This is a genomic window from Ruegeria sp. G5, assembly GCF_056533365.1.
This window is the reverse complement of sequence record NZ_JBQFOK010000003.1, coordinates 152,375-178,234: the sequence shown is the minus strand read 5'-3', so window position 1 is coordinate 178,234 and position 25,860 is coordinate 152,375. Positions and strand designations below refer to the sequence as shown.

Annotated in this window: 15 protein-coding genes and 1 tRNA gene; 6 read left to right on the top strand and 10 right to left on the bottom strand. The window is 53.9% G+C overall.

The window, feature by feature from the left end; genetic code table 11:
- Positions 1–32: 32 nt before the first annotated feature.
- Genes ACR0BD_RS06810 through ACR0BD_RS06800 form a run of 3 tightly spaced genes read right to left on the bottom strand, consistent with a single transcriptional unit; the run spans position 33 to position 4,164 of the window.
- On the bottom strand, positions 33–1,733 hold the full coding sequence (locus ACR0BD_RS06810) for a dynamin family protein (protein WP_480829588.1): 1,701 nt from the start codon (positions 1,731–1,733) through the stop codon (positions 33–35).
- 8 nt (positions 1,734–1,741) lie between these two features.
- Positions 1,742–3,754 (bottom strand): dynamin family protein, encoded by a 2,013-nt coding sequence (locus ACR0BD_RS06805; RefSeq protein WP_480696781.1) that lies wholly within the window; start codon positions 3,752–3,754, stop codon positions 1,742–1,744.
- Positions 3,755–3,756: 2 nt separating this feature from the next.
- Entirely contained in the window at positions 3,757–4,164 is a 408-nt protein-coding gene (locus ACR0BD_RS06800; RefSeq protein WP_480697270.1) for a hypothetical protein, read from the bottom strand.
- 603 nt (positions 4,165–4,767) lie between these two features.
- Here ACR0BD_RS06800 and ACR0BD_RS06795 point away from each other — a divergent pair.
- Positions 4,768–4,852 (top strand) — tRNA-Leu (locus ACR0BD_RS06795).
- Positions 4,853–5,209: 357 nt separating this feature from the next.
- Here the strand turns inward: ACR0BD_RS06795 and ACR0BD_RS06790 are convergent.
- The 7 genes from ACR0BD_RS06790 to ACR0BD_RS06760 form a co-directional block, all read right to left on the bottom strand.
- Positions 5,210–9,031 (bottom strand): amino acid adenylation domain-containing protein, encoded by a 3,822-nt coding sequence (locus tag ACR0BD_RS06790; protein WP_480829587.1) that lies wholly within the window; start codon positions 9,029–9,031, stop codon positions 5,210–5,212.
- A gap of 1 nt (position 9,032) precedes the next feature.
- Positions 9,033–13,139 (bottom strand): amino acid adenylation domain-containing protein, encoded by a 4,107-nt coding sequence (locus ACR0BD_RS06785; protein WP_480829585.1) that lies wholly within the window; start codon positions 13,137–13,139, stop codon positions 9,033–9,035.
- A 3-nt stretch (positions 13,140–13,142) separates the two neighbouring features.
- Positions 13,143–13,409: an acyl carrier protein gene (locus ACR0BD_RS06780; protein ID WP_480829584.1), complete on the bottom strand. Its 267-nt coding sequence runs from the start codon at positions 13,407–13,409 to the stop codon at positions 13,143–13,145.
- Positions 13,390–14,892, bottom strand: a complete 1,503-nt coding sequence (locus ACR0BD_RS06775; RefSeq protein WP_480829583.1) for an amino acid adenylation domain-containing protein — start codon at positions 14,890–14,892, stop codon at positions 13,390–13,392. Before ACR0BD_RS06775 ends, ACR0BD_RS06780 begins: the two co-directional genes overlap by 20 nt.
- Positions 14,893–14,903: 11 nt before the next feature.
- Complete coding sequence (locus tag ACR0BD_RS06770; RefSeq protein ID WP_480829582.1) at positions 14,904–16,160, bottom strand: HupE/UreJ family protein; 1,257 nt, start codon at positions 16,158–16,160, stop codon at positions 14,904–14,906.
- On the bottom strand, positions 16,150–17,244 hold the full coding sequence (locus ACR0BD_RS06765) for an acyl-CoA dehydrogenase family protein (protein WP_480829580.1): 1,095 nt from the start codon (positions 17,242–17,244) through the stop codon (positions 16,150–16,152). The genes ACR0BD_RS06770 and ACR0BD_RS06765 overlap by 11 nt, the downstream gene beginning before the upstream one ends.
- A 209-nt stretch (positions 17,245–17,453) precedes the next feature.
- Positions 17,454–18,770: a nucleotide disphospho-sugar-binding domain-containing protein gene (locus tag ACR0BD_RS06760; protein ID WP_480829579.1), complete on the bottom strand. Its 1,317-nt coding sequence runs from the start codon at positions 18,768–18,770 to the stop codon at positions 17,454–17,456.
- A gap of 294 nt (positions 18,771–19,064) precedes the next feature.
- Here ACR0BD_RS06760 and ACR0BD_RS06755 point away from each other — a divergent pair, with 294 nt between their 5' ends.
- The 5 genes from ACR0BD_RS06755 (at position 19,065) to ACR0BD_RS06735 (ending at position 25,860) form a co-directional block, all read left to right on the top strand.
- Positions 19,065–20,243, top strand: coding sequence for an acetyl-CoA C-acyltransferase (locus ACR0BD_RS06755; protein ID WP_480829578.1), 1,179 nt, complete (start codon positions 19,065–19,067; stop codon positions 20,241–20,243).
- Between the two features lie 101 nt (positions 20,244–20,344).
- A complete protein-coding gene (locus ACR0BD_RS06750) occupies positions 20,345–21,850 on the top strand; it encodes a class I adenylate-forming enzyme family protein (RefSeq protein WP_480829576.1) in 1,506 nt (501 codons plus the stop codon).
- Positions 21,843–23,033: an acetyl-CoA C-acyltransferase gene (locus tag ACR0BD_RS06745; RefSeq protein WP_480829575.1), complete on the top strand. Its 1,191-nt coding sequence runs from the start codon at positions 21,843–21,845 to the stop codon at positions 23,031–23,033. Before ACR0BD_RS06750 ends, ACR0BD_RS06745 begins: the two co-directional genes overlap by 8 nt.
- A gap of 20 nt (positions 23,034–23,053) precedes the next feature.
- Positions 23,054–23,779 carry an IclR family transcriptional regulator gene (locus ACR0BD_RS06740; RefSeq protein WP_480829574.1) on the top strand — a complete coding sequence of 242 codons (726 nt, stop codon included), beginning with the start codon at positions 23,054–23,056 and terminating at the stop codon, positions 23,777–23,779.
- Positions 23,780–23,799: 20 nt separating this feature from the next.
- Entirely contained in the window at positions 23,800–25,860 is a 2,061-nt protein-coding gene (locus ACR0BD_RS06735) for a 3-hydroxyacyl-CoA dehydrogenase NAD-binding domain-containing protein (protein WP_480829573.1), read from the top strand.

Here is a 25,860-nt window from a genome sequence, read left to right as displayed (position 1 = left end):
CGTGCGTTCTGCTTCTCTAACTTTGTTTCATGCTACAATACATGCCACTCAGCTCCGCCGCCTTTGCTAGAATTAGGAACGGCTGAAACAGTGCCTTTGTTGCCACGTGCGAAATGTTCAGCGGCGATCTGATCGAACTCTTCCAGAAACGATATGAACATCTTTTTCAAACCGTCAGTGTCTTCGGGCAGTTCTTCATCTTCAGTGATTTCACGCCACATGGATGCAGCACTCAGGGGCGAACCGGCGGGGACATTCAACAAGTCTTCCAGTTTTTCAGGGCGATCCATTGCTTCCAACCCACTGGCGTTTGGCAATGAAACGACTTGCATGTCGATCAAACCGTTTGTTTCCGGTTCGGGCTCGAACTCATCCTCATCCACGTTCGGCTGTTCTGCCATCAGCGCGGTGATTGACGACACGGATACGTCTGCCGGTGTTTCGTCATCTTCGTCGCTGATGTCTTCAGCCTGTTCTGGTGTTGCAGCTAGTTTGTCTTCCAATGAAACCATAAAGGTTTCAGACTCTTCCGCTGTTTGTTCATCCGACACCTTGTCGATTTCTGGCGACACTTCTCCGTCGTCATAAACACTGTTATCAAGTAAGTCGAACTCGTCCTCTTCGGCAAAGTTAATAGCCGAGTCAGACAAGCTGAGCGTCGGTTTGGGCGTTTCTTTGAAGAACTCGCGCAGATCGTCTTCTTGCTCTTTTGTTTCGACAATCGGAGCGATGTCATCAACAGAAGCCGTCATTTCCGAGCGAAGACGCTCAGCTTCGTCCGAGTCAATACGCGGCGCGCGCTCAGTGTCGTCTGCGCGTTTCTCGACGCGCGCAGGTCGGACCGGGAAGTTGGTGACGACCTCGTCCTGTTCGTCTTCCACAGAGTCCACTAGCGTTAGTGGCGACGCCGTTTCGGGCGTGGCAATAAACGCACGTGGGGCATCGTTCTGTTCAGACATGCTGTCATCGACTTGGTAACGCGCCAGCATTTCAGCCCGATGATCCATGATTTGCTCAGTAATCTCGAGGAAGCTGTCGACCATTTTGCCGCCGCCGCTGCGCGCCCAAAGTTCGGCATCACCACTCTTGTCCCGTGCAACGATCGCGTCGCGCGCGGAAAACAGGATGGAGCGGCTGAACAGGTGGCCAGCTTCGCGGTTTACGCGCCGCAGCACTTTCTGACGGTCTTTTGCGCCCAGTACGTCGGCACGGGTGACAAGCAGCAAAGAGTTGTTCTGAAGGCGTTCGGGTAAAGACACCCACGTGGCACGTTCCGTTTCACGCCACGCTTGGGTTGCGTGCGTGCACCACAGCACCCCGTTGGCTTGACCGACCGCACGACGCCATACGTCGTCCGCAATCTTTGGATCCGAAATGCCGGGTGTGTCGATCAGATCGACCGCCTCAAGAATGTCCGCCTTAACAAAGATGCGCACGAACTGGGCGTCATTTACGCCGACAGCTTCCAATTGATCCAAGGCGATTTCTTCACGCGTTCCGTCTGGCCGCTGGATATACGCAGGTTGGTCACCCCAACTGAACCACACTGGCGGCAATTGCGTTGCCGTAACCTGCGTTGGCAAAGTATGCGAGCGCAGCAGAAAGTTCATCAGCGTGGATTTGCCAGCACTGAATTCTCCCATAAGCGCAAAGATGGGCTTGCGGCGGGACCACAGTTCGATGCGTTCCCAAGCCTTAGGAGAGACGAAGCGGATGTGTGAATCTTTTGCCATGTCGCTACTTATGCTGCCTCGTTGCTAAGATCTTTTAGGATGTCGCCCAGGATTTCGTCCCGCGATTTCTTGGGCGCAGTTCCTGCCATCAACGCCGCGTTCTGGCTGGCGTCCTTTTCGGCAGAGGCCGAAATGGTCAACAATGTCTCTTTCTGCTCACGCAAGAAGTCAGACAGGATGGCCCGAACATTTTCCAAAACCGCTGCGATCTGGTTTTCTTCGATATCTTTGGTGATCGAATTCGCCTCGGACGCGATCAGTCGGGTGTAATCGGCTGCATAGGCTTCAAAGCCTTTTCGGCGTTGCCACCAACGGCGCCACCAAGTGCTTTGCAGGTCCAGTGCTATTGTACGCCCGATCCCAAGCGGTGGGGGCACACGCGGAACGATTGGTGCCTCAATGGCGAACTCACCCAAGTGATTGCCGAGCAGTTTGTGGTACAGCGCTTCGATGTCAGATGCCGCTGAGGAGTAGAGCGCACCAGCCTCTTTGCGCATACCGCGAGCAAAGCTGAAATAAGCGGCTTTTTGCAAGGTCCGCAAACCGGCCGGATCGTATTGCCACGTGCCTTCTTCGCCATTCTGCTCAAGGTGCGAGATCAACGAGTCCGTTGCACGTTTCACAAAATTGCTCTCTGCGGATTTCAGGCGTTCCAGTACTTTGTCGCGCAGAGACGCGGTCAATTCCGCCGCTTTCTTTTCATACTGCTCCGAGATCTTGGCGATCGCTTCTTCGGTCGAAACGCCATCAAGATCACGCACCAGCCCGTCGCTGTTTGACAGGCTTTTTGCGACCGCAGTCGCGCGGATCTGGCTTGCTATGTTGCGCGCCCGGTGACGTACACGTTCCAGCATGCGATTGCCTGCGCCCTCAGCGATGCGTTCATTCATGGCGAGCAACAGATCTGGCAGGCCTGAAAGCGCCCAGATTTTATCCAGCGAAGGTGCCTGATCGCCAAAACCGGCTGCAAGGTAGAACGTATTTAAGGCCTGCCGCGACTCTTCATTCAAGATGTCAGGGTTGCCTGTAATCGCGGCCTCGGCCCAAAGTGCGCTGCCAAAAACGACACTGGTATTTGCATCGATGTTGTTCTGTTTGAGCGTGTCCTGAATGCGGTCCCGAATTTCGGGGACCTGATTGACCGGGTCAGCCAATTCGTCAATGCGGTTGACGAACAGGATAATCTGGCGATTTTCGAATTGCGCGATAATGCGCATCAGCGCCATGTCCATGGTGGTCAAAGCCTGGCTTGCGGCAAGAACCACGATGCATACCTCAGACCCACGCAGGCTGCGCAATGTAATCTGTTCACGCACCATGAAGGTGTCGTTCACGCCGGGCGTGTCGCACAGCTTGAGCGAGATCGGGTATTGCGGAATGTCCATGAACAGATCAGCAGATTTTGTCACATCCGCGAAACGCCCGGTTTTTGGGTCGATGTCAGGATCGTCCTCATCCCCGAGGCAGACATAACGCTGGATCAGTTCTTCGTCGAAATAGTCGTATTGGTGGCTTTGTCCCAGGATCAGGTCGAAATGTTTGCCCAGACGTTCCTCGGATTTTGCCTTCATTTCACCGATCTGGCGACGGATATCATCCATCTCATCATCGGCACCCGCGCGATTGGCAAGTTCACCCAAGCGACCGCCACCAATCGTGAGGTTGTCCCATTCTTCTTGTTCGAAGAACGTGAATTTTGACCGTGTATCACCCTCGGTTCGGGTGTTGATGTTCAAGGTCGTTACGACCGACGTCCACGGGTTCACATCTGACGGTAAAAGGGCCGGACGGCCCGCCAGAATATTAACGATAGAGGATTTGCCCGCCTTAACCTGACCAACCAGCGTGACACTGGCAGTAAAGTTCTCGATCTTGGTCTTCAGCGTCGCAAGACGCGCCGTGGAGCGCGCGTCCGCTACCTCGGTCAACTGGTCGATCTGCGTTGTCAGCGCCGACATGGCTGACGTCATGGGGGTTAGTGCTTCGTTTCCGACGGACAAAAGATGATCATTGCGCGCCATTGTTAGCCTCCGGTTCCAGTCGCGGCGACGGGATGTTCGATTTGATCAGGCAGGCCACTGGTCAGCGTATCGATCCGCGCGATCAGGTTCAGGGCATTGCCGAGAATCGCCGCTTCGGCGCCGGGCGTAATCGTTTCATAAGCACGAGAGTCCGCGAGGACTTCGATCGAACTGAAACATTCACTGTTCTCAAGACAAGCCAGGCGGCGGCCCGTAGGGAAGCCCGCAGATTTGGTTTTCGGCAAAGGCATGCGAGAATTTGCCAAAAGATAGTGGCCGCCAGAATGCGTGCGCAACGAAACGCCAAAACCTGTGTTGGGATGTTCCCGGGTCAGGGATTTTAGTTCCCCAAGAAAACTTTCGCGTGCAAGACCGACGGCGTCTTGCTCGGTGGCAGCGGAGTTCATCATGTTGGTCACAGCGAGGCCCTTGTGTTGGAGTTGAGCGGAAAACTCTTGTTTCACCCGAAGGCAAATAGACTCAGTAAGTCCTGCTCCACATCAACTACTGGCAAGGCGTTCTTATTTTGACGCGAATAAGATTTTTTGGCGTTTGAATTGTGGCGCAAATGTGATGTGAGTTGTTTTTGGCGGCCTACCGTTTGTTTCGAGGCCGTGAAGTGAAACAGATTTTGAACAGGAATTACTGGGTCGGTGGTTCAAGGGAAAACTACGTGGAGTTTTTTCGAATAGTACCTAAGTATCAGAATATATTTTGAAAATTCACAGCCTGCCGCCCAAAACGTTCCGTCTATTCAGGCCTGCTTTTCACGTAAGTTGACGAAATGTCACTGTAGGTCATCTAGTTGAAGAAAGTCTGACCTTTGCTCGCCATGCGTGCATTATTAAAAAATGCAGCTTGCGTTTGTTAACAGTTGATGCCTGCTGTGGCGTGGTATTGTTCTCGCGGTGGCGGAGTGGAAAATAAACATCCGAAAATGATGAAATTCCCTCTCGCACTCGGTCGAAAGCTTTGCTATTCACCCGCTCAATCTGACAGCTGATGTCATGGATGCGGGTGTGGCGAAATTGGTAGACGCACCAGATTTAGGTTCTGGCGCCGCAAGGCGTGGGGGTTCAAGTCCCTCCACCCGCACCACTTATCTTGATTGACATTGGTGGGCTGCCCACCCTTACTCTTGACTGCATTCAGCCTATCAGAGTGTCAGGTTTTCCTTTGCCGTTGCAATGGATCGCGAGTTACTGGCTTAAAGTAGGACGAACGCTGCAATAATACCGGTGGCGACCCAAGTCACTGCAATTGAAGTTGTCATCAAGTAATCCAGCACCGAAGACTCCCGCACAGAGTTGTAGCTTATGCCCAACACACTAGCGCAAAGCCATTGAACCAAGCAGGAATGCTTTGTTTACATTCCGTTAATGATCCGCGTTTTGCTTTGGCTTGCGCTTAGGGCTTCAGGCCGGGCCGTCCGAACCGGTTCGCAAAAAGAAGAAGTTACTGTTTCCCTTGGGATAAGCTTTTGATCACGCGGGCAATATTCTCAAAAACATCAGGCCTGCGCATCAACTCGACATGCTTCATATTTAGGTCGTGTAAGGTGGTATTGCGCATATGGGTTTCCAAAACATCGCCCTTTGTCATGGATAGGTTTCCGGGCGTCAAAAACACATGCGCAGGTGGGGTGAATACCGGAACTCGAAAGTCGCTAATGGCCAAACCATGCACAATTTCGACGGCGCGGATCCGATGACGTTCTGAACCCGGATTGGCGGCTAAAGCAGCCTTTAACGGCGGCAATACTCTTTTTGCCTGTCTCTTTCTTTTCCAGCCCTTGAACAAATAACGCCAACGTTTGTACGTGCGAAAGTACAATGGTTGTAGCTTTGGTTGAGCGCCGACCGTCTTATACGGCGGGTCCAGCAAAACCATGCCTTTTACCTTCTGCGGCCCCAACTTTTCGGCCATTTCCATGACCATTGGACAGCCCGCCGAATACCCGCAAAACAAAAACGGGCCCGTGTTCTTGGTTTCTGCCAAACGTAGAATTGCTTCGTCTGCCAATTCACTGAAGGACTTGCCATAGGGTACGCGCAGGCCTTCGGTGCGATGGCTGGGGATAAGCACAACGGAATGGTCAGGGCCAAGGTGTTTGGCCATGTACCGGCTGAACCTCATCGAGCAGTGTGAGATGACAACAGTTGTTTTGTTCGGACCCGGATTGGAAATTTGATAAGCGCAATTGTTATCGAATTCACTGAATTCAGTTCGTCTTTCTACGATGCGCGCCGCCAATTCTGCGACCGTCGGACAGCTAAACAAATCTGTCGGTTCAAATTCGAGATTGTGGTCTTGTCCCTTCGCATAGGTGGCAATGGTGGTCAGGCTGTCACCGCCAAGGTCAAAAAAGTTCTCGTCACGGTTAGGTGGGCTGATGTTAAGAACTTCCGCAAAAAGGGCGGCGACGGCGTGTTCCAATTCATTGCGCGGTGCCTCACTCATTTGATTGGCAGGCCTGTCGGAAACCATTTCGGTCAGTGCAGGCAGATCCATCTTGCCGTTTGGAAGCGTCGGGAACGCGTTCACAGCAATCACTGCGCTTGGATGAAAATGCGTGGGTAAGGTCGCCCTGATATGCCTGTTGATGTCCGAACGCAGCGCGTCGGATGGCGGGTTTTCGACCGCGAGAACTATGGATTTCGCTGGGGAGCGGTCTATGACCAAGGCAGCTACTTTTGTGCCGCCAGCCACATCACTTGCCGCCGTTTCGATTTCAGAAAGCTCCACACGGTGACCTCGGATTTTGACTTGCTTGTCAGCACGCCCAAGAAACGTGATGCATCCTGCCTCATCCGTAACACCCAGATCTCCGGTTCTGTATGCTGGAACTTTGTCAGGTCCGAACCGAAAAAATGACTTTTCGGATTGCTTCGCGTCGTCGAGATAACCGAACGCGACAGTGTTGCCCGCGACGATAATCTCACCCTGCGCACCCGGTTTGACAGGGCAGTCGTCTTGGTCAACAACTCCGACCCATGTACCGGGAATGGCTGAGCCTATCGGTATCTGTGTCTCGTGCCTGCTTTTCGTTGCGTCAAAAACGGTGCACCAGACCGTCGCCTCTGTTGGTCCATATTCGTTGAAAAGCTGGCAAAACGGTAACGAAGCACGGCATTGACTAACAAGTGACGGGTGCAAGGCTTCACCCGCTGTGATCAGGGTTCTCAGACTGGCCAAGTCGCTTGAGGGGACCGCAGTAAGCAGAGCCTGAGCCAGCCCCGGTAAACACAGCGTATGCGTAACGCCGTGCTGGGCAATCAAAGCGCCCAGTCGGGTTGGATGTTGTTCAGCGTTCTTCTCTGCGATGACAAGATGGCCGCCTGTGCAGAGTGTCCAAAAGATACCCGCGACTGAGCTATCAAATGCAAGCGAGGACAATAGCAGGTAAACGTCAGGGGCCGCTCCATACACAGTGTCCCGCGCTGCAGTCGACAGCGCCAAGCCCGTTCTGGACACCTCGACCCCTTTGGGAAGGTTTTGCGATCCGGACGTGAACATTACATAGGCTCGTTCCCCTGTCCTGGCGTCGGAAGGGTTTATCGTGTCGCTCAGTGCATCAATCAGGATATGTTGGGCCGCGGTGTCAGGCAGGGTATTGCCCAACTCTTGGCACGTGATGATGAACCGAGGGTTAGTTGCCTCAAACATCTGCGTGATCCGCTTTGGCGGATAATCCATGTCGATTGGTACGTAGGCAACGCCACACATCATCACCCCCCAAAAGGCGGCCACGGCGTCGGCCCCGCGGGGAAGGGCAATCGGTACAACGTCCGAAGACTGAACACCTGCGCTTTGCAAAGCATGTGCGATCTGTCGTGCATGCAAGGAGAGCTCAGCATATGTAAGTGTTTGAACCCCGTCTGAGATGGCGACAGCGTTCGGATTGTTTTCTGCGTGATTTAGGAACCTATCTAGGACATCAACACTTTGCGGCGCGGTTGAAATCTCGGGCGCAGGGTGAAACCTGTGCATCAGGTTTTTGATCGGCGTGTTCGCCTCATCAACTATGGCCGTCAATAGTTGTTCGTAGCGATTTAGAACATCATTGGCCGTGTCATGACTGACACGCTCGGGGTCAAATTGAAGCTCCGCTTTTAGCTGGGATTGCGGGGTTACCAGCATTGTAAGGGGATAGTTGCCGTACTGCGTGGTCCTTAGGTTTGTTATCTCAATTTCATTCGTGCCAAAGTTGGTCCGCGCAGTGCTTTCGTTGACGAACAGCGTGTCGAACAACTGAGTACCTTGCGCCAGGGGTGCGCAATTCTGAACCTCGGACAACGAAGCAAATTCGTGTTTTCGCCGCGCGATATCCGCAATCGAGAATGTCCGCAAAAACTCTGACGCAGATTGAGAGGGATCAATCCGGCACCTGACCGGGAGGGTATTCACAAACGCACCGATAGCATCCGAGATACCTGGAATTTCGGGTGGCCGGCCGGCAGTAGTTGTGCCGAAAACCACGTCGTTTTGTTGCAAAATCTGCCGCAGTAACAACGCCCATGCACCAGACAGCACGGTGTTAGGTGTGATTTTGAGCTGTGTTGAAAGGTTTTCGATGCGCCCCATCAGATTGTTGCCGAAGCATCGCTCCAGAGAATGTTGACGGGTTGGTGGTGCTTTTGTGTTTCCTTCTGGCAAAAGGCTCGGCGACTCCAGACCTTCAAATTCTTTGGTCCAGAACTCGGTATTCGTCAACTCTCCCTTACTACGCAGCCACGTAAGGTAACTTCTAAAGCTCGGCGGTGTTGGGTTCAGGGGGGTAACGCCGTGATACCGATTCAAGAGGTCCCGAAACGCAATTCCGGTGGACCAACCGTCGCTGATCAGATGGTGCATGGTCCACACCAGATACCAAGACGCCTCGGACATCTTGATAACTGTAACCGCCATAAGCGGAGGTTTCTTAAGGTCGAACCGCCGGGCTTGCTCCAGTACCAATAATTCGTTCAACCGGCTTTCGTGGTCATTTAAACCGCTCCAGTCAAGCTGGGTCCAGGGTATGGTTACGTTCTCTCGGACGATTTGCAAAGGTTGCTTTACACCTTCCCAAATGAACCCTGCCTTGAACGCGTCCCGTGCTTCGATCAGGCCTTGTAAGGCGTTTTTCAGCCGCGATGGATCCAGATCGCCTTTCAATTCACAACTGACCACCGCCACATATTGCCCGCTTGAGGCTGCGTCGCCGACGGAATGATAAAGCATACCACGTTGGGCAGAGGTCAAAGGCAAGATATCGGCGACGCCCTTTGGATGTCCCATATCAGTTCAAAGCCTCGGAAATTGCCGAAAGCTCACTGCTGTCGAGATCAACCAGCGGCATGTGGTCTGGAACGGATCGTTGTTCATCCGGCAACTCATCCGCAAATTTTGCCAAGGCTTTCAGGGTTCTATATTCGAACAAGGCTGTAGCAGGCAGAGCCAACCCCTCTTCGTTGGCCTTCATCGCAATTTCGATGGCTGCGATACTATCCACGCCGAGGTCAAAAAATTCTTGCGAAGCACTTATTCGACCTATTCCCAAGACACCGCAAACAATTTGGGACAACTTTACTTCCGTCTCGCTGCTTGGTGCGACGTAATCATTAGTTGACGGGCCTGCGCCGGTTCCAACCGGAAGGCGCGCAGTGTCGATTTTTCCGTTCGAGGTCAGAGGCAGATCGTCCAAAATAACGACCTCATGCGGCAGCATCTCTCGTGGAAATTGGGCGCGAAGGGTGTCCCATATTTCTTGAGCAGACAAGTCGGTCCCCTGTACAAAGACAGATAGTTTCGGACGAGGCAGCACAGCTTCGTCAAACCCAATCTCGTTCAGGATTCTTTCGACTTTTTGACTGTCAATATCATCGTTCAGCTCTTCTACAGCCTGTTCTCGTGTCTTATGGCCCATGCGTACGTCCCATGAATAGGGAAGTGCATAATTGTGAAACCCTTCGCGGGCCTTGTGCAGATAAATACCGGCATCGTTTATTAGACAATTGGTTGAACGCCCCGTATCTGAGGGTCGTTGCCACGCCGTTTTCGTATTGAGAAAGTCATAAATCTCGGAAACGGGTACGTCGATGTAGCGGTAGATATCCAAAACTTCGACTTTGCTCAGAAAGCCTCCGTCTTTCAGATCGTCGGTTTTCAGCAGACGGGAAAGCGCGTCATCTTCTGCATGATACGCTTTGCGGGCCTGTGTCACCATGTCATCCAACTGGGCGCAGGTGGGTGCATTGTTTCGGAACAAGTCTGGGGTCAGGCGCGTTTCAAAGAATTGGCCTCGTGACAGGCCGGTGACCAACAGCGGGGCACCCTCGGACAAGGCGGTGCGGAATGCCAAGGTATAGAGTGCTTTGAAACACCCCTGACAAACATTGGAATGCGCCTTGAGGCTATCCACGAAAATGTGGTTCATTTTGTCGGTGCTGAGATACCGGTGTTCCCAACCCAGATCCTCTACCACCCGCTTAATGTTGGCTTTCGCCTCACCCGAGATGTAGCCATTGTCCAAAGTAACGGCCAACACGCGCGATGTATGATCCGCAAGGCGGTAGGCGGCATAGGTGCTGTCTTTGCCCCCGCTTAACATCATTACAGCGTCGTAGTTCCCCGCACTTTTGGTGCTGGCCTCCGCGATCTTGCGTTCCAACTCGGGTTCGGGTCGAAAGTAGGCTTTGGCTCGGTTTTCGTAGTTTTTGAATTCAGCGCATATGTGGCACAGGCCCGGATCGGAAAAGGTGATGCCGGGTACCTCATTTGTCAGGCCGCATTGCTTGCAGTGTTGTGTCGGCTGAGCGTCTTTCTGTTTTGAGCCCTGGAGGATGTGAACGCCCTCGACACCGGGAAGCTTTTGCAGCGTGTTCTCGATCTCGGACAGTTCCAGCCGCACGCCACCAACCTTGACCTGCTGGTCTGCGCGCCCAAGGTATTCGAACCGGCCATTATGATGCATCCTGCCCAAATCTCCGGTTCTGTATACGCGTTCCGTCGCATTTTCCGGATCCTCCAGAAAAGCCGCGTTGTCAGACGCAACTGCCCCAAGGTAGCCATCTGCTAAGCGGCCACTGATTGTTATTTCGCCGACCACACCTTTTGGGCAGATGTTCATCGCTGGATCACGAAGGCTAATGACCATGCCAGCCGCAGGATTTCCGATCTGAACTGATAGGTCTTGGTCTTTTGTCGGGTCAAAGCTGTGTTGCATGGCCCCAACAACGGCCTCGGTCGGGCCGTATTCATTGATCAGGCGCAACGAAGGTGACAGTACCTGCTGGGCGCGGTTGCACAATTGCGATGTCAGGTTTTCCCCGCCCAGAACCAAAGTTTTGATACGCCGACACGGCTGCCCTTGCTTAATGACAAGCGCCAGATGTGAAGGCGTGAGTTTGACGATGTCTACGTTGTCCTCGGCAAAAACATCCAGAACGGACAGATCTGGGTCTGTTTTTTCAGGGTAAGCTCTGATCGATCCGCCACTCACAAGCGGGGCAAACACCGAGGTAAGCGTCAGATCAAAAGCGATCGAAGAAAAGAACGCGTAATGGGCTGGTTGGTTCGGGCTGAACTCTTGAGCGGCCCAGTGAACATACCGTGAAAGGTTTTTGTGATTGACGGCAACGCCTTTGGGAATCCCGGTAGAGCCCGACGTGTACAGAACATAGGCGAGATCGTCAGGCCTTATCTGGCGTTTCTGCTTGAATGCCGCCGTAGTGTCGACCTCAGTGGTTAACGTAGGACATGGGAATGTTTGAGCGTTACCCGCAGGTACGAAAACCGCCGCAGCGTCGCAGTTGCCGAGTATCTGATCGACGCGCGCCTTGGGTGTGTTCGTGGCCAGCGGCACAAAGCTACAGCCTGCTTTTAATATCCCCAGGACAACCGCCACGAAGTCGAATGATCGCGGCAAGTGAACTGCGATACGAGAACCTGCTGGAATGCCTATATCCACAACTCGCGCAGCAATTGCGTCGCTCCACGCATTCAGATCGCCGTAAGTCATATGGTCGCTGTTTTGCCACATGGCTACTGCGTTCGGTTCGTCGTGAACGCAAGCGGCAAAGGCGTCCAAAATGGTAAGCGGTATGTCCGGCGCCTCTTGCGGGCCATAAACCACTGATCGATCGTCTTCGCTCGCGGCGAAGTCTACGGTGGAAACCAGAGTGTCCGGAGCCGTGATTACTGTTGTTAAGAACTGTGTAAAGTGACTGGCAACACGGTCTTGGTGGACGGCGTCCAAAACCTCGTCCGCGACATCCATGAAAACCGAGTGTTGTCCGTCGCCGGTGAAATCGGTGATATGCAGCCGCATGGCGTGGGCCGCGTCGTGCGCGCCGCTGTGTAACCATTGAACGCGCGCGGGAAAACCGGCAAAGTCGCCAAAACGGGCTTGAATATAGTTGCAGACAGCAGTGATGTCGGCCGTGTTTGTATTTGCAACCGCACCTGGTTTTGCGGATTTCAAGAATGTCCCGATGGATTGTCGGACCTTTGTGTGCAGGTATTTCAATGTGTCCGACGTATCTATCGTGACTGAAAACGGCAGCACTTCGACATAAGGTCCCGGTGTCTTGCGATCTTGGTCGGTTAAGCGGTTGTGGGACGGTAAGCCGATCGTGATGGTCTCATCACCGGTAATTCGGTGGAGGTACGCCAGATAAGCCGTCAGGTACAGCGCGATACGGGACAGGTCCGGGGTAAACAAGCGAAACTCTGGCCGCGTAACAACTTCCTCCAGCGCATTACGAGTTTGTTCGCTGATCGGTATGTGCACGCGTTGCGATTTAGACGTGCGCTGAGAATCGCTGCCGTAGGGTGGCGATGACGGGCTGGGTGTTTGCAAGAGCGGGTTGGCCGTGTTTGCATCAAATTCGATGTCCCTTGCAAAGAAGCTGGGTATCGGTTCCGGGTCATAATAGCCTGTATCCCGCAAAGCAGCATAGTTCTGCGAGACCTGCTCAAAGAAAAGCGCCCCTGATTGTGCATCGCAAACAATATGGTGCTGGCACACTAGCCAGACCCAGCGATCGGTGGCCAATTTGACCAATTTGCTTCTCAGCGTGTTGCGTGTCAGGTCGAAAGGGGTTTGAACCCAACTGTCAGTGTTGTCAGCCAACACCGTTTCGGGTTCATGGCTTAGGTCGACGATCTCGAGAACATCGAGTTGTACACTTTCCACAGTTTGAACCGGGCCGTCAGGTGTGTGGCGGAAAACGGTTCGGAAAACCTCATCCCGTTTTAGTGCTTCGTAAAAAGCAGATTGAAATAGCTCGGGGTCGATTTCGCCATGCAGATCAAATCGCCAGGCCATGTTGTATATTGGTTGATCCGGCCAAAGTTGATGGCCGTTCCAAAATTTTCTTTGGGCTTCTGTAAGTGGAAAAGACATTATTCAACCCGCCAGATATCCGGTCCGGGAAGACGCAAATTTATCGATCGCGCTAATCGTCCCGAGATTTTCAAGCGTCACGTCTTCAAAGGGTACTTCGATCTGATAGGTCTGTTCGACAAACGTCACCAGCGACATGACCCCAAGCGAGTCAATCATGCCACTTAGCAGAAGATCATCATCATCAGCGACTTTACGACCCCCAAGCAGGGTGCCTTGGATGTAGTCTCTTAACGCCACTGTGCGTGGTTCATGCGGCCTGTTGTCCATCGGCTATTCCCATCAGTTTCTTGCGGTCTATCTTCCCCGTCGACGTGCGCGGCATGTCCGTCAAACCGCACAGGCTTTGCGGAACCGCGTAAGTTGGAAGAACTTTCTGTAGCTGCGCCAGCACATCCGCGTTCTCTGGCATGTGTCTGCCGCTGAAAAAGCCCAGCAGGGCATCCCCGTGAAGAAACACACAGGCTTCGCTGATGCCCGGGATGTTCACGAGGGCAAGTTCAATTTCATCAAGCTCAACGCGGTAACCACGTATTTTGACTTGCCGGTCATTGCGTCCGACCAGTTCCAGCTGACCGTTCTCGTTTCGCCGCACGATGTCACCGGTACGGTAGAACCGCCGCGACGTTCCGTTTTCGTCAGGTAGATGGCAAAATGCCTTGGCCGTCTGATCTGGGTTGCCCCAGTAACCAGTCATGAGCTGGGGCGACGCGACTAGCAATTCGCCAGTGGTGTCGTCCTCGCCCTCGGACAGAAGGTGAATGATTGTTTCGCAGACTGGTTCGCCGATTGGCAACGGACTAACGCCGTCCAGATTTTCGGCAGCAAAGACAGCCGATGTGCAATGGTTGGTTTCTGTTGGACCATACGCGTTGATGTATGTCGCTTGGGGGGCATGGTCCGCAAAGGCTTTCAAACTGGCCGGAGGCATTTTTTCACCGGCAAACATCACGATACGCAGAGCGGTCAGATCCCGGTTGTTCAATGCGCCGCGCTCAACCATTTGGATCAGGGCATACGGCACCGAGTACCAGACGGTGATGCGTTCCTGCTGGGTTAGTTGTGACAGGCTTGCAGGCAGCTTGGTATGCATTTCGGGTATGACGGCGACACACGCTCCGACCGATAATGTGGAGAAAATGTCAAAAATCGACATGTCAAAATGCAAAGGCGTGTGGTGGCTGACCCGATCCCGTGGCGATAGCTTGCAAAGCTGGGCAGCCATTTTCACATAAGCCATCCCGCTTTCATGGGTATGAACGATACCTTTAGGTGTCCCTGTGGTTCCGGATGTCATAAGGATATAGGCGGGGTCCTCAATTGAACGTTTTTCCCGGTTTAGCTCGCACCGGTTACCGTCAGAGAGAGGCAAAAACGGCTGAGATAAATCGGAAACGCCCCCTTGAAAGATGTCGGCAAATTCTTTGAGGCGGGCGATGTCCGTCAAAACATAGGCAGGCGACACAGTCGACATCAGGGCCAGAATGCGCTCGGTCGGTGCCGCAGGGTCCACGGGAACGTATGTCGCACCGATCCGAAGGATTGCAAATATTGCTGCAATCGCATCTGGCCCTTTTGTCGAACAAATCACAACGCGGTCTTTTGGTCCCACCCCTCGCAGCAAAAGATGTGCTGAAATTTCATCCGCCCGCGAATCCAGTGTGGCATAGCTTGTCGTTTCGCCAAGCATGCTTACGGCAACCGCATTTGGCGTGGCCCGGGCTTGATGCCCGAGCACGTCGTCAAGGAACATGGGTTTCCCCATCAGTTGGCAACCATTGCCACTGAGTTCCCAAACTCAGGGAATACGCCCACGGTGCGCTCATAGAACCAGAAGGCGGCGATAGCGATCAACGCGATCGAACCAAATTGCAGCCCGATCACCCGGTATGCCGTCAATCTGCGCAAGGCGAAGAAGACTGGGAATAAGACCATGACAATGGCCAATTGCCCAACTTCGACCCCGATATTGAAAGTGGCCAGCCCAAGCGCTTTGCGAGTTGGATCAAGGCCCAAGGGTTCAAGCACGTTGGCAAAGCCAAAGCCATGGAAAATACCAAACAGGAAGACAACCTTCCAGGAACTGGCGTGGAAACGTGGAATGAGGTTTCCGATTGCGACAACTGCAATCGAAATAGCAATGATCGCTTCGACCAGCGTTATGGGTAGGGTAATGACCTCGAAGGTCGCAAGGCACAGCGTGATCGTATGTGCGACTGTGAAAACTGTTACGATTTTGACCGTTTCACGTAGGCTGTCGCGGATGCTTTCCGCGGGCACCCAGCGCTGGTTTTCAATGCGCATGACGGCACCCAACAAGAGGGTCAGCAGGAACAGGACATGGTCAAAACCCAACCAGATATGCCAGACCCCGTGCTCGAAAAAGGTCAGAGCAATGTCCTTCGTTGGCTCGTCGTTCAGGTACAGGTCTTTTTCGCCATCACCCGGAGAGAATATGAGAGAGATAAAGGACTCGTTTTCATCCATACCGTTGCGGGTGTTGCTGGCGATCAGGGCATATCCACGATGCTGGGGGTCGATATCTGAGAACAGTCCGTCGTAGGACATCTTTATCGTGGTTGGCGTTTGGTCGATTCCAAGCACCTCAAAGTGAAATTGAGCAAAATCACCAACCTCGGTCGAGAAAAACGAAATGTCGTCAAAGGTCAGGTCATATCTTTCACCTTCGGACGACAACAACATGCGATCTTCAAAGTAGTCGAAAAACCTGGATTGCGTCGAGAGAACCTCTGCTTCCGTTAAAATCGTTTCTTCCTCGGCTGCACCTTCTTTGATCCGCGTCAGGTCAGAAAGGGTGACTTCGATGCGACCGCTGAGACTGTCATCCGTCACATCGAAATAAACATAGCTTTCATTGAAGCTGTGCGCTTGGGCAGTCGTGGCAAACGTCATGAACACGACACCGATCCAGACAATACTACAGTGCAAGGCCCAAACGATCAGTTGCTTGGGCAAAGACGCGACAAAACATGGGTGTCTATCGATATGGTCAGCGTTCATTGGTTGGTTCTCCCACCTTTGGTGTTCTGGCGCGTTGCGCAATTTCCATTTTTGAAATGATCTGTCGTTGGATGTCAGAGGTGCCCGAATAAATCACACCGCCGACCGCGTCGTTCAGGTCCGCGCCTGACGTAGACCCAGCGATATAGGCGCGACCACCGAAGGTTCGCACCGCATCCATGCTGGAGCTGAGGAACGCCTCGGAAATATGCAGGTTAACCATGGCCGCAAACTGCGTCAGAGAGGCACCAGAGTCGTACATTTCAGCCGCGCGCAGCAGCATGAGTTCGCAGGTTTCAAGTCGCACCCGCATATCCGCCAATCGGTTGGTGACGGACTGAAACTTGTTGATCGGTTGACCGAACAGATTGCGCGACGCCGCAAAGGCGACACAGTCTTCCAACTGCCGTTTCATCGCACCAACTTGTGCCGTCAGAATGAAACAGCGCTCCCAATCAAGGGTTGCTTGGATGATTGATGCACCTGCGCCCTCGGGACCTATCCTGCGGTCTTGCGGGACCCAACAGTCTCGCAAGTCAAGCTGACCCATAGGGACCGCGTTCAGACCCATCTTGGGGGTGGCGGGGTGACGAATGAACCCTTTGTCGTCGGCATGGACAAGAAATGCGCTTAGACCCCAACGGCCTTTTTCCGGGGCTGTTCGGGCGAAAACGATCGCCACGTCACAGACGGGGCCCATTCCAACAAAGGTTTTGCTGCCGTTCAGAACGTAACCTTCATCGGCAGCTACTGCGCTCGTCTCAAGGGACAACGCATCCGATCCGGCAGCAGCCTCGGTCAAAGCAAATGCACTGAGGCAGTCGCCGGCCAACAATTTCGGCAGGTACCGCGCTTTCTGTTCGGATGTTCCAAATTGAATCAAAAGGTTCTGGACGGTCCAGATTTGCGAAATTGCACCCATCGCAAGGCCGCTGTCCGTACAGCCTTGGCCAAACTCCATCATGGTTTCGCAGAAAAATCTGGCAGTACTCTCCTGTCCACCAAATGCGCGAGGTGCGAACTGACTGAAAAGGCCAAAACGCGCCAGCTCTTTCCACGTTGAACGCAGGTTTTCCGCAGTCACATCGGGAAGCGAAGCCGCAAATTGTGTGACTTCAGACGTGTCGCTGGTCTTTTGGGGTTGAGTGTACACTGTCGCATTTCAATTGTTCGTATTGCGTTCAATACGGTCGATCGTCGCGGCAGGATCAATAAAAAGTGAGTTTGTAGTGAAATTGGCCTTGGCTAACCAATTGATTAACTCAACTGTTTGAAGCGGCAGATCACCGTTTCTTATGGTGGCGCAGCAGCAAACAACCGGTCCAAAAAGGGTTCCAGCCCGCAGTTGTTTCGCTCGCGGCGAAGCGCTGTTTTCAACGTCTCACAATTGGCGCGTATGCTGCTGTCTGTGAGGATCGCGCTGATATCGGATTCTATCTTTTCAACGGAATCTATGGGTGTTCCGGCGCGTCCGATGCCGTGATGCACAACTCTGGCAGCGCTTCCTCTTTGATCATTCACATGCGGATAGACCAGCAAAGGGGTGCCTGCGTCCACGGCTTCGACCAGCCCGCCTGTGCCGCCGTGCATGATCGCGAGGTCTGCGTGTTTCAGGATTTCCTGCTGCGGAACCCACGCCGCGATGCTGACATTCGCGTGAGTTTTCTCAGCCGCAAGCTCTTCCCAGTCTTGGCCAGCGGCAAACAAGAAATTCCACTCCGGATGTCGTCTTGCGACCTCAAGGATGTTTTTCACAAGTCCACGCTTGGCCTTCATCATTGATCCGAACCCAACAAAAATGCGGGGTGACTGAGATGGCGCTGCGCAGAAACGTGCAACCGTTTCTCGGTCGTAGTCCTTTTCCTGCCGGTTCTCCAAAATCATTGGGCCGAGGTATTCCATGTTGGCGTATTGCCGGGTGGGAAGGTCCAAAGCTTTAGGCAGCAAAAGCACTGTTGGGATTTTGTACGTCCAAGGCATCTGCCAGCAAATCCATCGCCGCAGCGTACTTAGCGGCACGTTGCGCCGCTGGGCCAGCTCTTCCAGAGCCGTCGGTACATCTGTGCCCGAACTTGATCTTCTGTTGCGTACAATCTTGAGTTTCTTCCAAACCAAGAACCGCGCCCAAAGGATCGCGACCCCCAGCTTGCTTCCGCGAAACCCATGTCCGGGAATTCCGCGTCGATTCAGCGGCGGTGCTTGCAAGCCGGGCGGGGATAAAAACATGTTAGTGAACTGGACTACAGGCTTTTTCAAGGAAAGCGCGACAAGGATATGCGCGTGTAATTCGCAATCAACAAAGATTGCGTCTGCGTCCGCCAAAGCCGAGTTCAAATCGTCGACACCTAACGCCGACACAGCAGCGGATTTGCGTTCTGTATTGGTCAGGCTATTCGCAAATTTTTCGGAAAGCAGGGGTTTGAATGCGTCCACCTTTGGGTCGGGAATGACTTTGTGCATGAATTTGTAATGCGCGATTACATCTCCTGCGGACGCGGGCGCCAGTATTTTGATCTCATATCCCAACTCACGGCACTCAATAGCGAATTGCAGAGCAGAATTGAGCGGGCTGTTTATACCACTTGAGATGATTGCAAGACGTTTCGTCATCGAAAAATTTTAACACCCTGATCAACGAGGTGATACCGCTTTGGGCAATCCAGATTTGCTTGTGCGCATGTGCTGTCACTCCGATATCTTCAGACCTATGGTGATGCGTTGTATCGTCAAGCTATTGAACTGTCGGCCACAAATGGTCGACTTACATTCGTGTTGCTTTGCGTTGAATTGTGAGGATCGACCGGGCTTGATATCTGGTTCATGCGCCTGTCAGAATTAGGGGACCGTGATTTGCCCGCAAATGGCATTGTGCGGCAAAGTCAAAGCAAAGGATAGGCACAAGCAATGAAACAGGCCGTTATCGTTTCCACAGCACGCACTGGGTTGGCAAAATCGTTTCGTGGCGGTTTCAATAACACACACGGTGCGACTTTGATGGGGCATTCCATTGAACACGCTCTTCAACGCTCAGGACTTGCCCCTGAACTGATCGAGGACGCCTTTGTCGGTTGTGGTTTTCCAGAAGGGACAACCGGTGCAAATATCGCGCGTCAATCCGTTCTGAGGGCCGGCTTGCCGACGACGGTCAGTGCGACAACGATCAACCGATTTTGCTCATCGGGTTTGCAGGCGATCGCTATGGCATCGCACGCCATTGTTCAGGATGGCGTGCCAGCAGCGATTGCGGGTGGCGTCGAATCCATTTCGTTGCGCAATCAGAAATCTGGGCCCTATGACCGGGATCCCTGGTTGCTTGAGCACAAACCCGACATCTACCTGACGATGATTGAAACGGCGGATATCGTTGCGGCTCGGTATGGTATCTCGCGCGAGGCGCAAGACGAATTGGCATTGGAAAGTCAAAAGAGAACCGCCGCCGCGCAGGCGCAGGGAAAACTGGAGGCAGAGATAGCTCCGATGGAGGCGGTTCAGCTGCTCAAAGACAAAGAAACTGGCGAGGTTTCTGAAAAACGGGTCGTTGTTGACAGGGATGATTGCAATCGTCCGAATACCACGTTGGACGGATTGGCCGGTTTGGATCCTGTGCGCGGACCAGAGCATTTTGTAACTGCTGGAAACGCGTCGCAATTGTCGGATGGGTCGTCAGCCTGTGTGGTTGTATCGTCAGAGCTGGCAGAGCGCGAAGGGTTAGAGCCTTTAGGTGCCTTCAAGGGCTTTGCTGTAGCCGGTTGTGAGCCGGACGAGATGGGGATCGGGCCGGTTTTTGCCGTGCCCCGGTTGTTGGACAGGCATGGCCTCAAAGTAGAGGATATTGACCTTTGGGAGCTGAACGAGGCCTTTGCCTCTCAGGCTTTGTATTGTCGGACTCGGCTTGGGATTGACCCTGATATCTGCAACGTCAATGGAGGGTCGATTTCGATCGGACATCCTTTTGGGATGACGGGTGCGCGTATGGTAGGACATTTGTTGATTGAGGGGCGTCGTCGCGGGGCCAAATATGCGGTTGCGACGATGTGCATCGGAGGGGGAATGGGGGCGGCTGGCCTTTTTGAAATTTTCTAACAAAGCTGCCTTTCATTCCGCCATGCGGAACAAAGTGCCGCATATTGATCAGGCCTGAGCCTGACGCTACATTCACCTGGCACAGCATCTGAGGAGAATGCATGCGCCGTATCCACCAACTGATCGACGGGAAGAACCCGGCGGACTTGGCGATCGTCGATTATGACGAAACGCCTATCAGTTATGGTGATCTCCAAGAGGCTGTGAATACGGCGGCCAGGGCTTTGCGTGATTATGGCGTAAGACCCGGTGATCGCGTCGTGATTTTGGCCGAAAACTGCGCAACTTACATAGTAACACTACTGGCGCTGAGCGTCTTGGACGCATGGATTGTTCCGCTGAATGCACGAGCGTCCGAGCTTGAGGTTGAAACCATTGCGGCGCATTCGGAGGCATGCTGTGTCTTATGCACCCCGGATGTTTCGGAAAACGCAATTAACCACGCGCAACGTTGGCATGCGGAACCGTTGAAAACGTCGGTTTTGGGTACGCTTCAGGCATCACCTTTGCGCGCCGCAAAGCCCGAGCCTGTGCAGCCTGATGCGGATCAGGTGGCGGCTATTTTGTATACATCGGGAACAAGTGGCTCACCCAAGGGTGTTATGCTGACCCACGACAATCTGATTTTCATGGCCAATGCCTCGATGCGGCGTCGGCAGGCTACTCGCCACGATCAGTCTTTGGCTGTATTGCCAGGAACGCATATCTTTGGGTTTTCGTCGATCATCCTGACCATGTTGCTGGCCGGAGGCAGCCTTCGCATACAGTCTCGGTTTGATCCCAACCTTGTCCTTGATGGGCTTAAACGGGGGGCGACGATGCTGTCCGGAGTTCCTCAGATGTTTGCCCTCATCCTGAAGTACTGCAAAGACAACGGTATCGACAATCTGAACACCGATCTGCGTTACATGTCCTCTGGCGGGTCGCCTTTGGACCCCAACTGGAAGCAAGAAATCGAACGTATTTTCGGCTTACCCATTCATAACGGTTATGGGATGACCGAAGCCTCACCCGGCATTGCCACCACCCAAATCCAAGCGCCCCCTTCGGATGATGCCGTTGGTCCTGCCTTGCCCGGGGTTGAGGTTCAGCTTGATGAACCCGGTTCGGATGGTGTGGGGGAATTGCTGGTTCGCGGCAGGAACGTGATGAAAGGCTATTACAAAGAGCCCGAAGCCACGGCGCAGGTGTTCACGCCAGATGGGTTTCTGCGCACCGGTGATCTGGCGCGGATCACGGCAGAGGGCTCTTTGTATATCGTGGGCCGGTGCAAAGAGGTGATTATCCATTCTGGTTTCAATGTGTACCCGCCCGAGATTGAGGCCGCGTTGAATGCGCACTCAGCCATCACGCAGGCTGCGGTCGTGGGTCGGGCACGAGCTGGAAACGAAGATGTTCTGGCATTTGTAACACTCAGAACACCCGTTTCAGCGGTCGAACTTAGGGCGTTTCTGGCCGAAAAACTGGTTCGATACAAAATCCCCCATCATATCGTCATTGCCCAAGAACTGCCCGAAGCGGCGACCGGCAAAATCCTGAAACACAAGCTGGTCGAAACCTTTGCGGAGGAACTGGCGCAATTGGACAAAGAGGCTGAGAATGCTTGATGCTTATATATATGACGGGCTACGCAGCCCTTTTGGGCGCCACGGCGGTGCTTTGGCCTCGGTTCGGCCTGACGATCTGGCAGCCCAAGTCCTGGAAGCATTGGTTCAGCGTTCCGCCTTTGATGCGTCTGAGATTGAAGACGTCATTATGGGCAACGTTTGTCAGTCGGGCGAGGACAGCCGCAACGTCGCGCGCTACAGCAGTTTGCTGGCTGGTTTGCCCGTTTCAGTTGGCGGGCTGACCGTCAATCGATTGTGCGGATCAGGCATGTCGGCGGTGTTGGACGCGGCAAGGTCGATCACGGTGGGCGAGGCTACGGTGTATGCGGTTGGCGGGGTCGAAAGCATGACGCGGGCACCGTTTACGATCGCAAAATCTGAAACCGCTTATGCGCGGCAATCCCAGATTTATGACAGTGCTATTGGCGCGCGGTTTCCAAACCCGCGCATTGCCGAAATGCATGGCGAATACCCAATGCCACAAACCGCTGACAATCTGGCAGAAGACTACCAGATCACGCGTGCGGCTTCGGATCAGTTCGCGTTTGCGTCTCAATCACGGTTCGAAGAGGCCCGAACGCGCGGTTTCTTTGAAGATGAGATTGTCGGCATCACAATCAAAGGGCGCAAGGGCGCGACGCATCAGGTAACGCAGGATGAGCATCCGCGCCCTGATGTTCAGATGGATAAGATGGCCGCCCTCAGGCCCATTTTCCCCGATGGTGTTACCACGGCTGCCAATGCCTCGGGTGTGAATGATGGTGCGGCAATGCTGGTTGTCGGCGCCAAAACGGACCGTGCTGCCCCGCGTGCGCGGATATTGTCCGGGGCCGTTGCCGGTGTGCCGCCGCGGATCATGGGAATCGGCCCTGCTTTTGCTGTCCCCAAAGCGTTGGAACGGGCCGGGCTAACTCTGGCCGACATGGACCTGATAGAAATCAACGAAGCCTTTGCCGCGCAAGTTCTGGCCTGTTGCAAACATCTGGAGATAGACCCTGCGGACAGCCGCTTGAATCCCAATGGCGGAGCGATTGCCGTCGGGCATCCCCTTGGCGCGTCAGGTGCGCGGATCGTGTTGACGGCGATGCGGTATCTTGAAGAAACCGGCGGAAGATACGCCTGCCTGTCCATGTGTATCGGCGTCGGGCAGGGTATCGCCATGGTGCTGGAACGGGTGTCGTAACAGCGCGGATGGTTTTTCCTATGACGGACACAGACAGAGATCGTCGTTTCGCGTCTACCTTGGCCAAGGGTCTGCGCATCATGCAGGCATTTAAGCCGGATGATCAATCCCTGGGTAACCGAGAGCTGGCGCGCAGGACGGGAATGCCCCCATCGACCGTGTCCAGATTGACTTTTACTTTGACATCGATGGGATTTCTGGAACAGCAGCAACCCTCGGACAGCTATCGTCTTGGTCCTTCTGTCATGGCGTTGGGATATACTGCCCGCGCGGCCCTGTCTTTCTTGCCGGTGGCTGAGAACATTATGCAGAAACTGGCCGATGACACCGGTGTTCTTGTGGCGCTAACCATGCGAAACGGCGACTCAGTTATGTTGACGCGTTGCTGGCGGCCCCGAAATGCCTCCTCGCTGTGGTTGAGCGAAGGGCATCAAATTCGGATGGAAAACAGCGCGGCGGGACGGGCCATTCTGGCGGCCGAAAGCGAAGGCCCAGGTGATACGGGCCAAATACAGGCCGATCGTGAACAATTGCAGTGCCTTGGTTTTGTGACCTCATATGGTGGGTGGAACAGTTCGGTCAATGCGTGTGCGACCCCGTTCCGAAACGGGTCGGGATCTCAACCGTTTGCCTTTTTGTGCGGAGCGAATGCCGCTGATCTGGACGCTGATCGGCTCGAAAACTCAGTAGGTCCCCAGTTGCGTCAAACGGTGCAAACACTTTCGCTCAGCCTCGGTTTGGCATGACATTGAAACAGGAGAAGAAAATGACGGTTGTAAATGTTCGCAAGGAAGGTGCAGTCGCACTGGTGAAAATTGACAACCCTCCTGTTAATGCGGCCGGTTATGACGTTCGGATTGGGCTGAAAGAGGCGCTGTCTGACTTGGCCAATGACGCATCGATTCAGGTCATCGCGCTTTATGCTGCTGGTCGGACCTTTGTGGCCGGGGCCGATATTCGAGAGTTTGGGAAACCGCCCAAACAACCAATGCTGCCCGAAGTCTGTGAGATACTTGAGGCCAGCCCGAAACCGGTCGTTTGCGTTTTGCACGGCACAACGCTGGGCGGCGGTCTCGAGATCGCGTTGAGCTGTCAGTCCAGGGTGGGGATCAAAGGGCTGAAACTTGGTCTGCCCGAGGTTAATCTGGGTCTGCTACCCGGCGCAGGTGGAACCCAGCGGCTACCCCGGTTGGTCGATGGGCAAACTGCACTGACGATGATCACATCGGGTAAGCCAATCTCGGCTGAAGCCGCGTTGAAGGCCGGGCTCTTGGATGACCTGCAAGATGGTGAACCCGAAGCTGTCGCCCTTGCGGCGGGCCAACAGGTTGTCGCCGGACAATTGCAAACACGTGTGACCGCAAATTTAGAGAACCGAGTGAAGGACGAGGATCTTGAAAGCTTTCGCGCGAAAGCCCGGGGCGAGGTTACAGAACGCGCCTTGAAAGCAGCCAAAGCCAGCGCATTGCCGCTGGCTGAGGGTTTGCAGATTGAGCGCAACTTGTTTCTCGAAGCTCTTTCCAGCGATGCGCATAAGGGTTTGAAGCACGCATTTTTTGCGGAACGTGCCGTTGCTCATATTCCAGAGGCCAAGTTCGAAGCACGCGACCTGGAATCCGGCGGTGTGATCGGGGGTGGCACTATGGGGTCTGGCATTGCAACGGCTATGTTGCTTGCGGGGATGTCTATCGTTCTGATCGAAACGGCTGAAGAACGTGCCGAGTTTGCTTTCAAAACAGTTGCCGGAAACCTCGACGGAGCGGTCAAACGCGGCAAACTGACGGAACACCAAAAAGAGGCCGCGCTGAGCCGTTTCAGTTGTAGTACCGATATTCAATCCCTGTCCGACGCGGATGTCGTTGTGGAAGCGGTGTTTGAAAGTATGGAGGTCAAGCAGGACGTCTTCGGTAAGTTGGACAAGGTTTGCAAACCCGGCGCGATTTTGGCCACGAATACTTCTTATCTGGATGTAAGCGAAATAGCGTCAGCCACGACGAGGCCACATGACGTGATTGGACTGCATTTTTTCTCTCCGGCCCACGTCATGCGTTTGCTTGAGGTCGTAGTGGCGCGTGATACTGCACCAGAGGTTGTGGCGAGCAGTTTCAAACTTGCAAAGAAGCTAAGAAAGATCGCTGTTCGGTCCGAGGTCTGTGACGGGTTTATCGGGAACCGTGTTTTGGCGCATTACCGCAAGTCGACGGCTTACATGCAACTGGACGGTGCGCCTTTTGAACAGATCGACCGCGCGTTGGAAGAGTTCGGGTTTGCGATGGGTCCTTTTGCCGTTTCCGACTTGGCCGGGCAGGACATCGGTTGGGCCACAAGAAAACGGCAGGCCGACTTGCGGCCACCGCAGGAACGCTATGTCGAAATCGCCGACCGGGTGTGCGAACAGGGTTGGTTCGGGCGCAAAACGGGTAAGGGTTTCTACATCTACGACGGGAAAGACCGTCAGGTGAATCCAGCAATTGCGGATTTTGCTGCTGCCGAACGAGCCGAAAAGGGCATAACGGCTCGTGATTTTTCGAACACTGAGATCGTGGAACGTTACATGGCCGCGATGGTGTCCGAAGCGGCAAGAGTGGTTGAAGACAAGATCGCTTTGCGCCCGATTGACGTGGATGCGGTGTTCTTGTTTGGATACGGGTTTCCCCGCCATTGGGGAGGACCGCTGCAATACGCAGACATTGTCGGTTTGCCAGAGTTAGTGCGGCGTATTGAGCAATATGCCCAGGAAGACCCCCATTATTGGCAGGTCCCAGCAATATTGCGCGAACTGGCGCAGTCAGGAAAATCGTTCGCTGATCTGAACGGGAACGGTTGA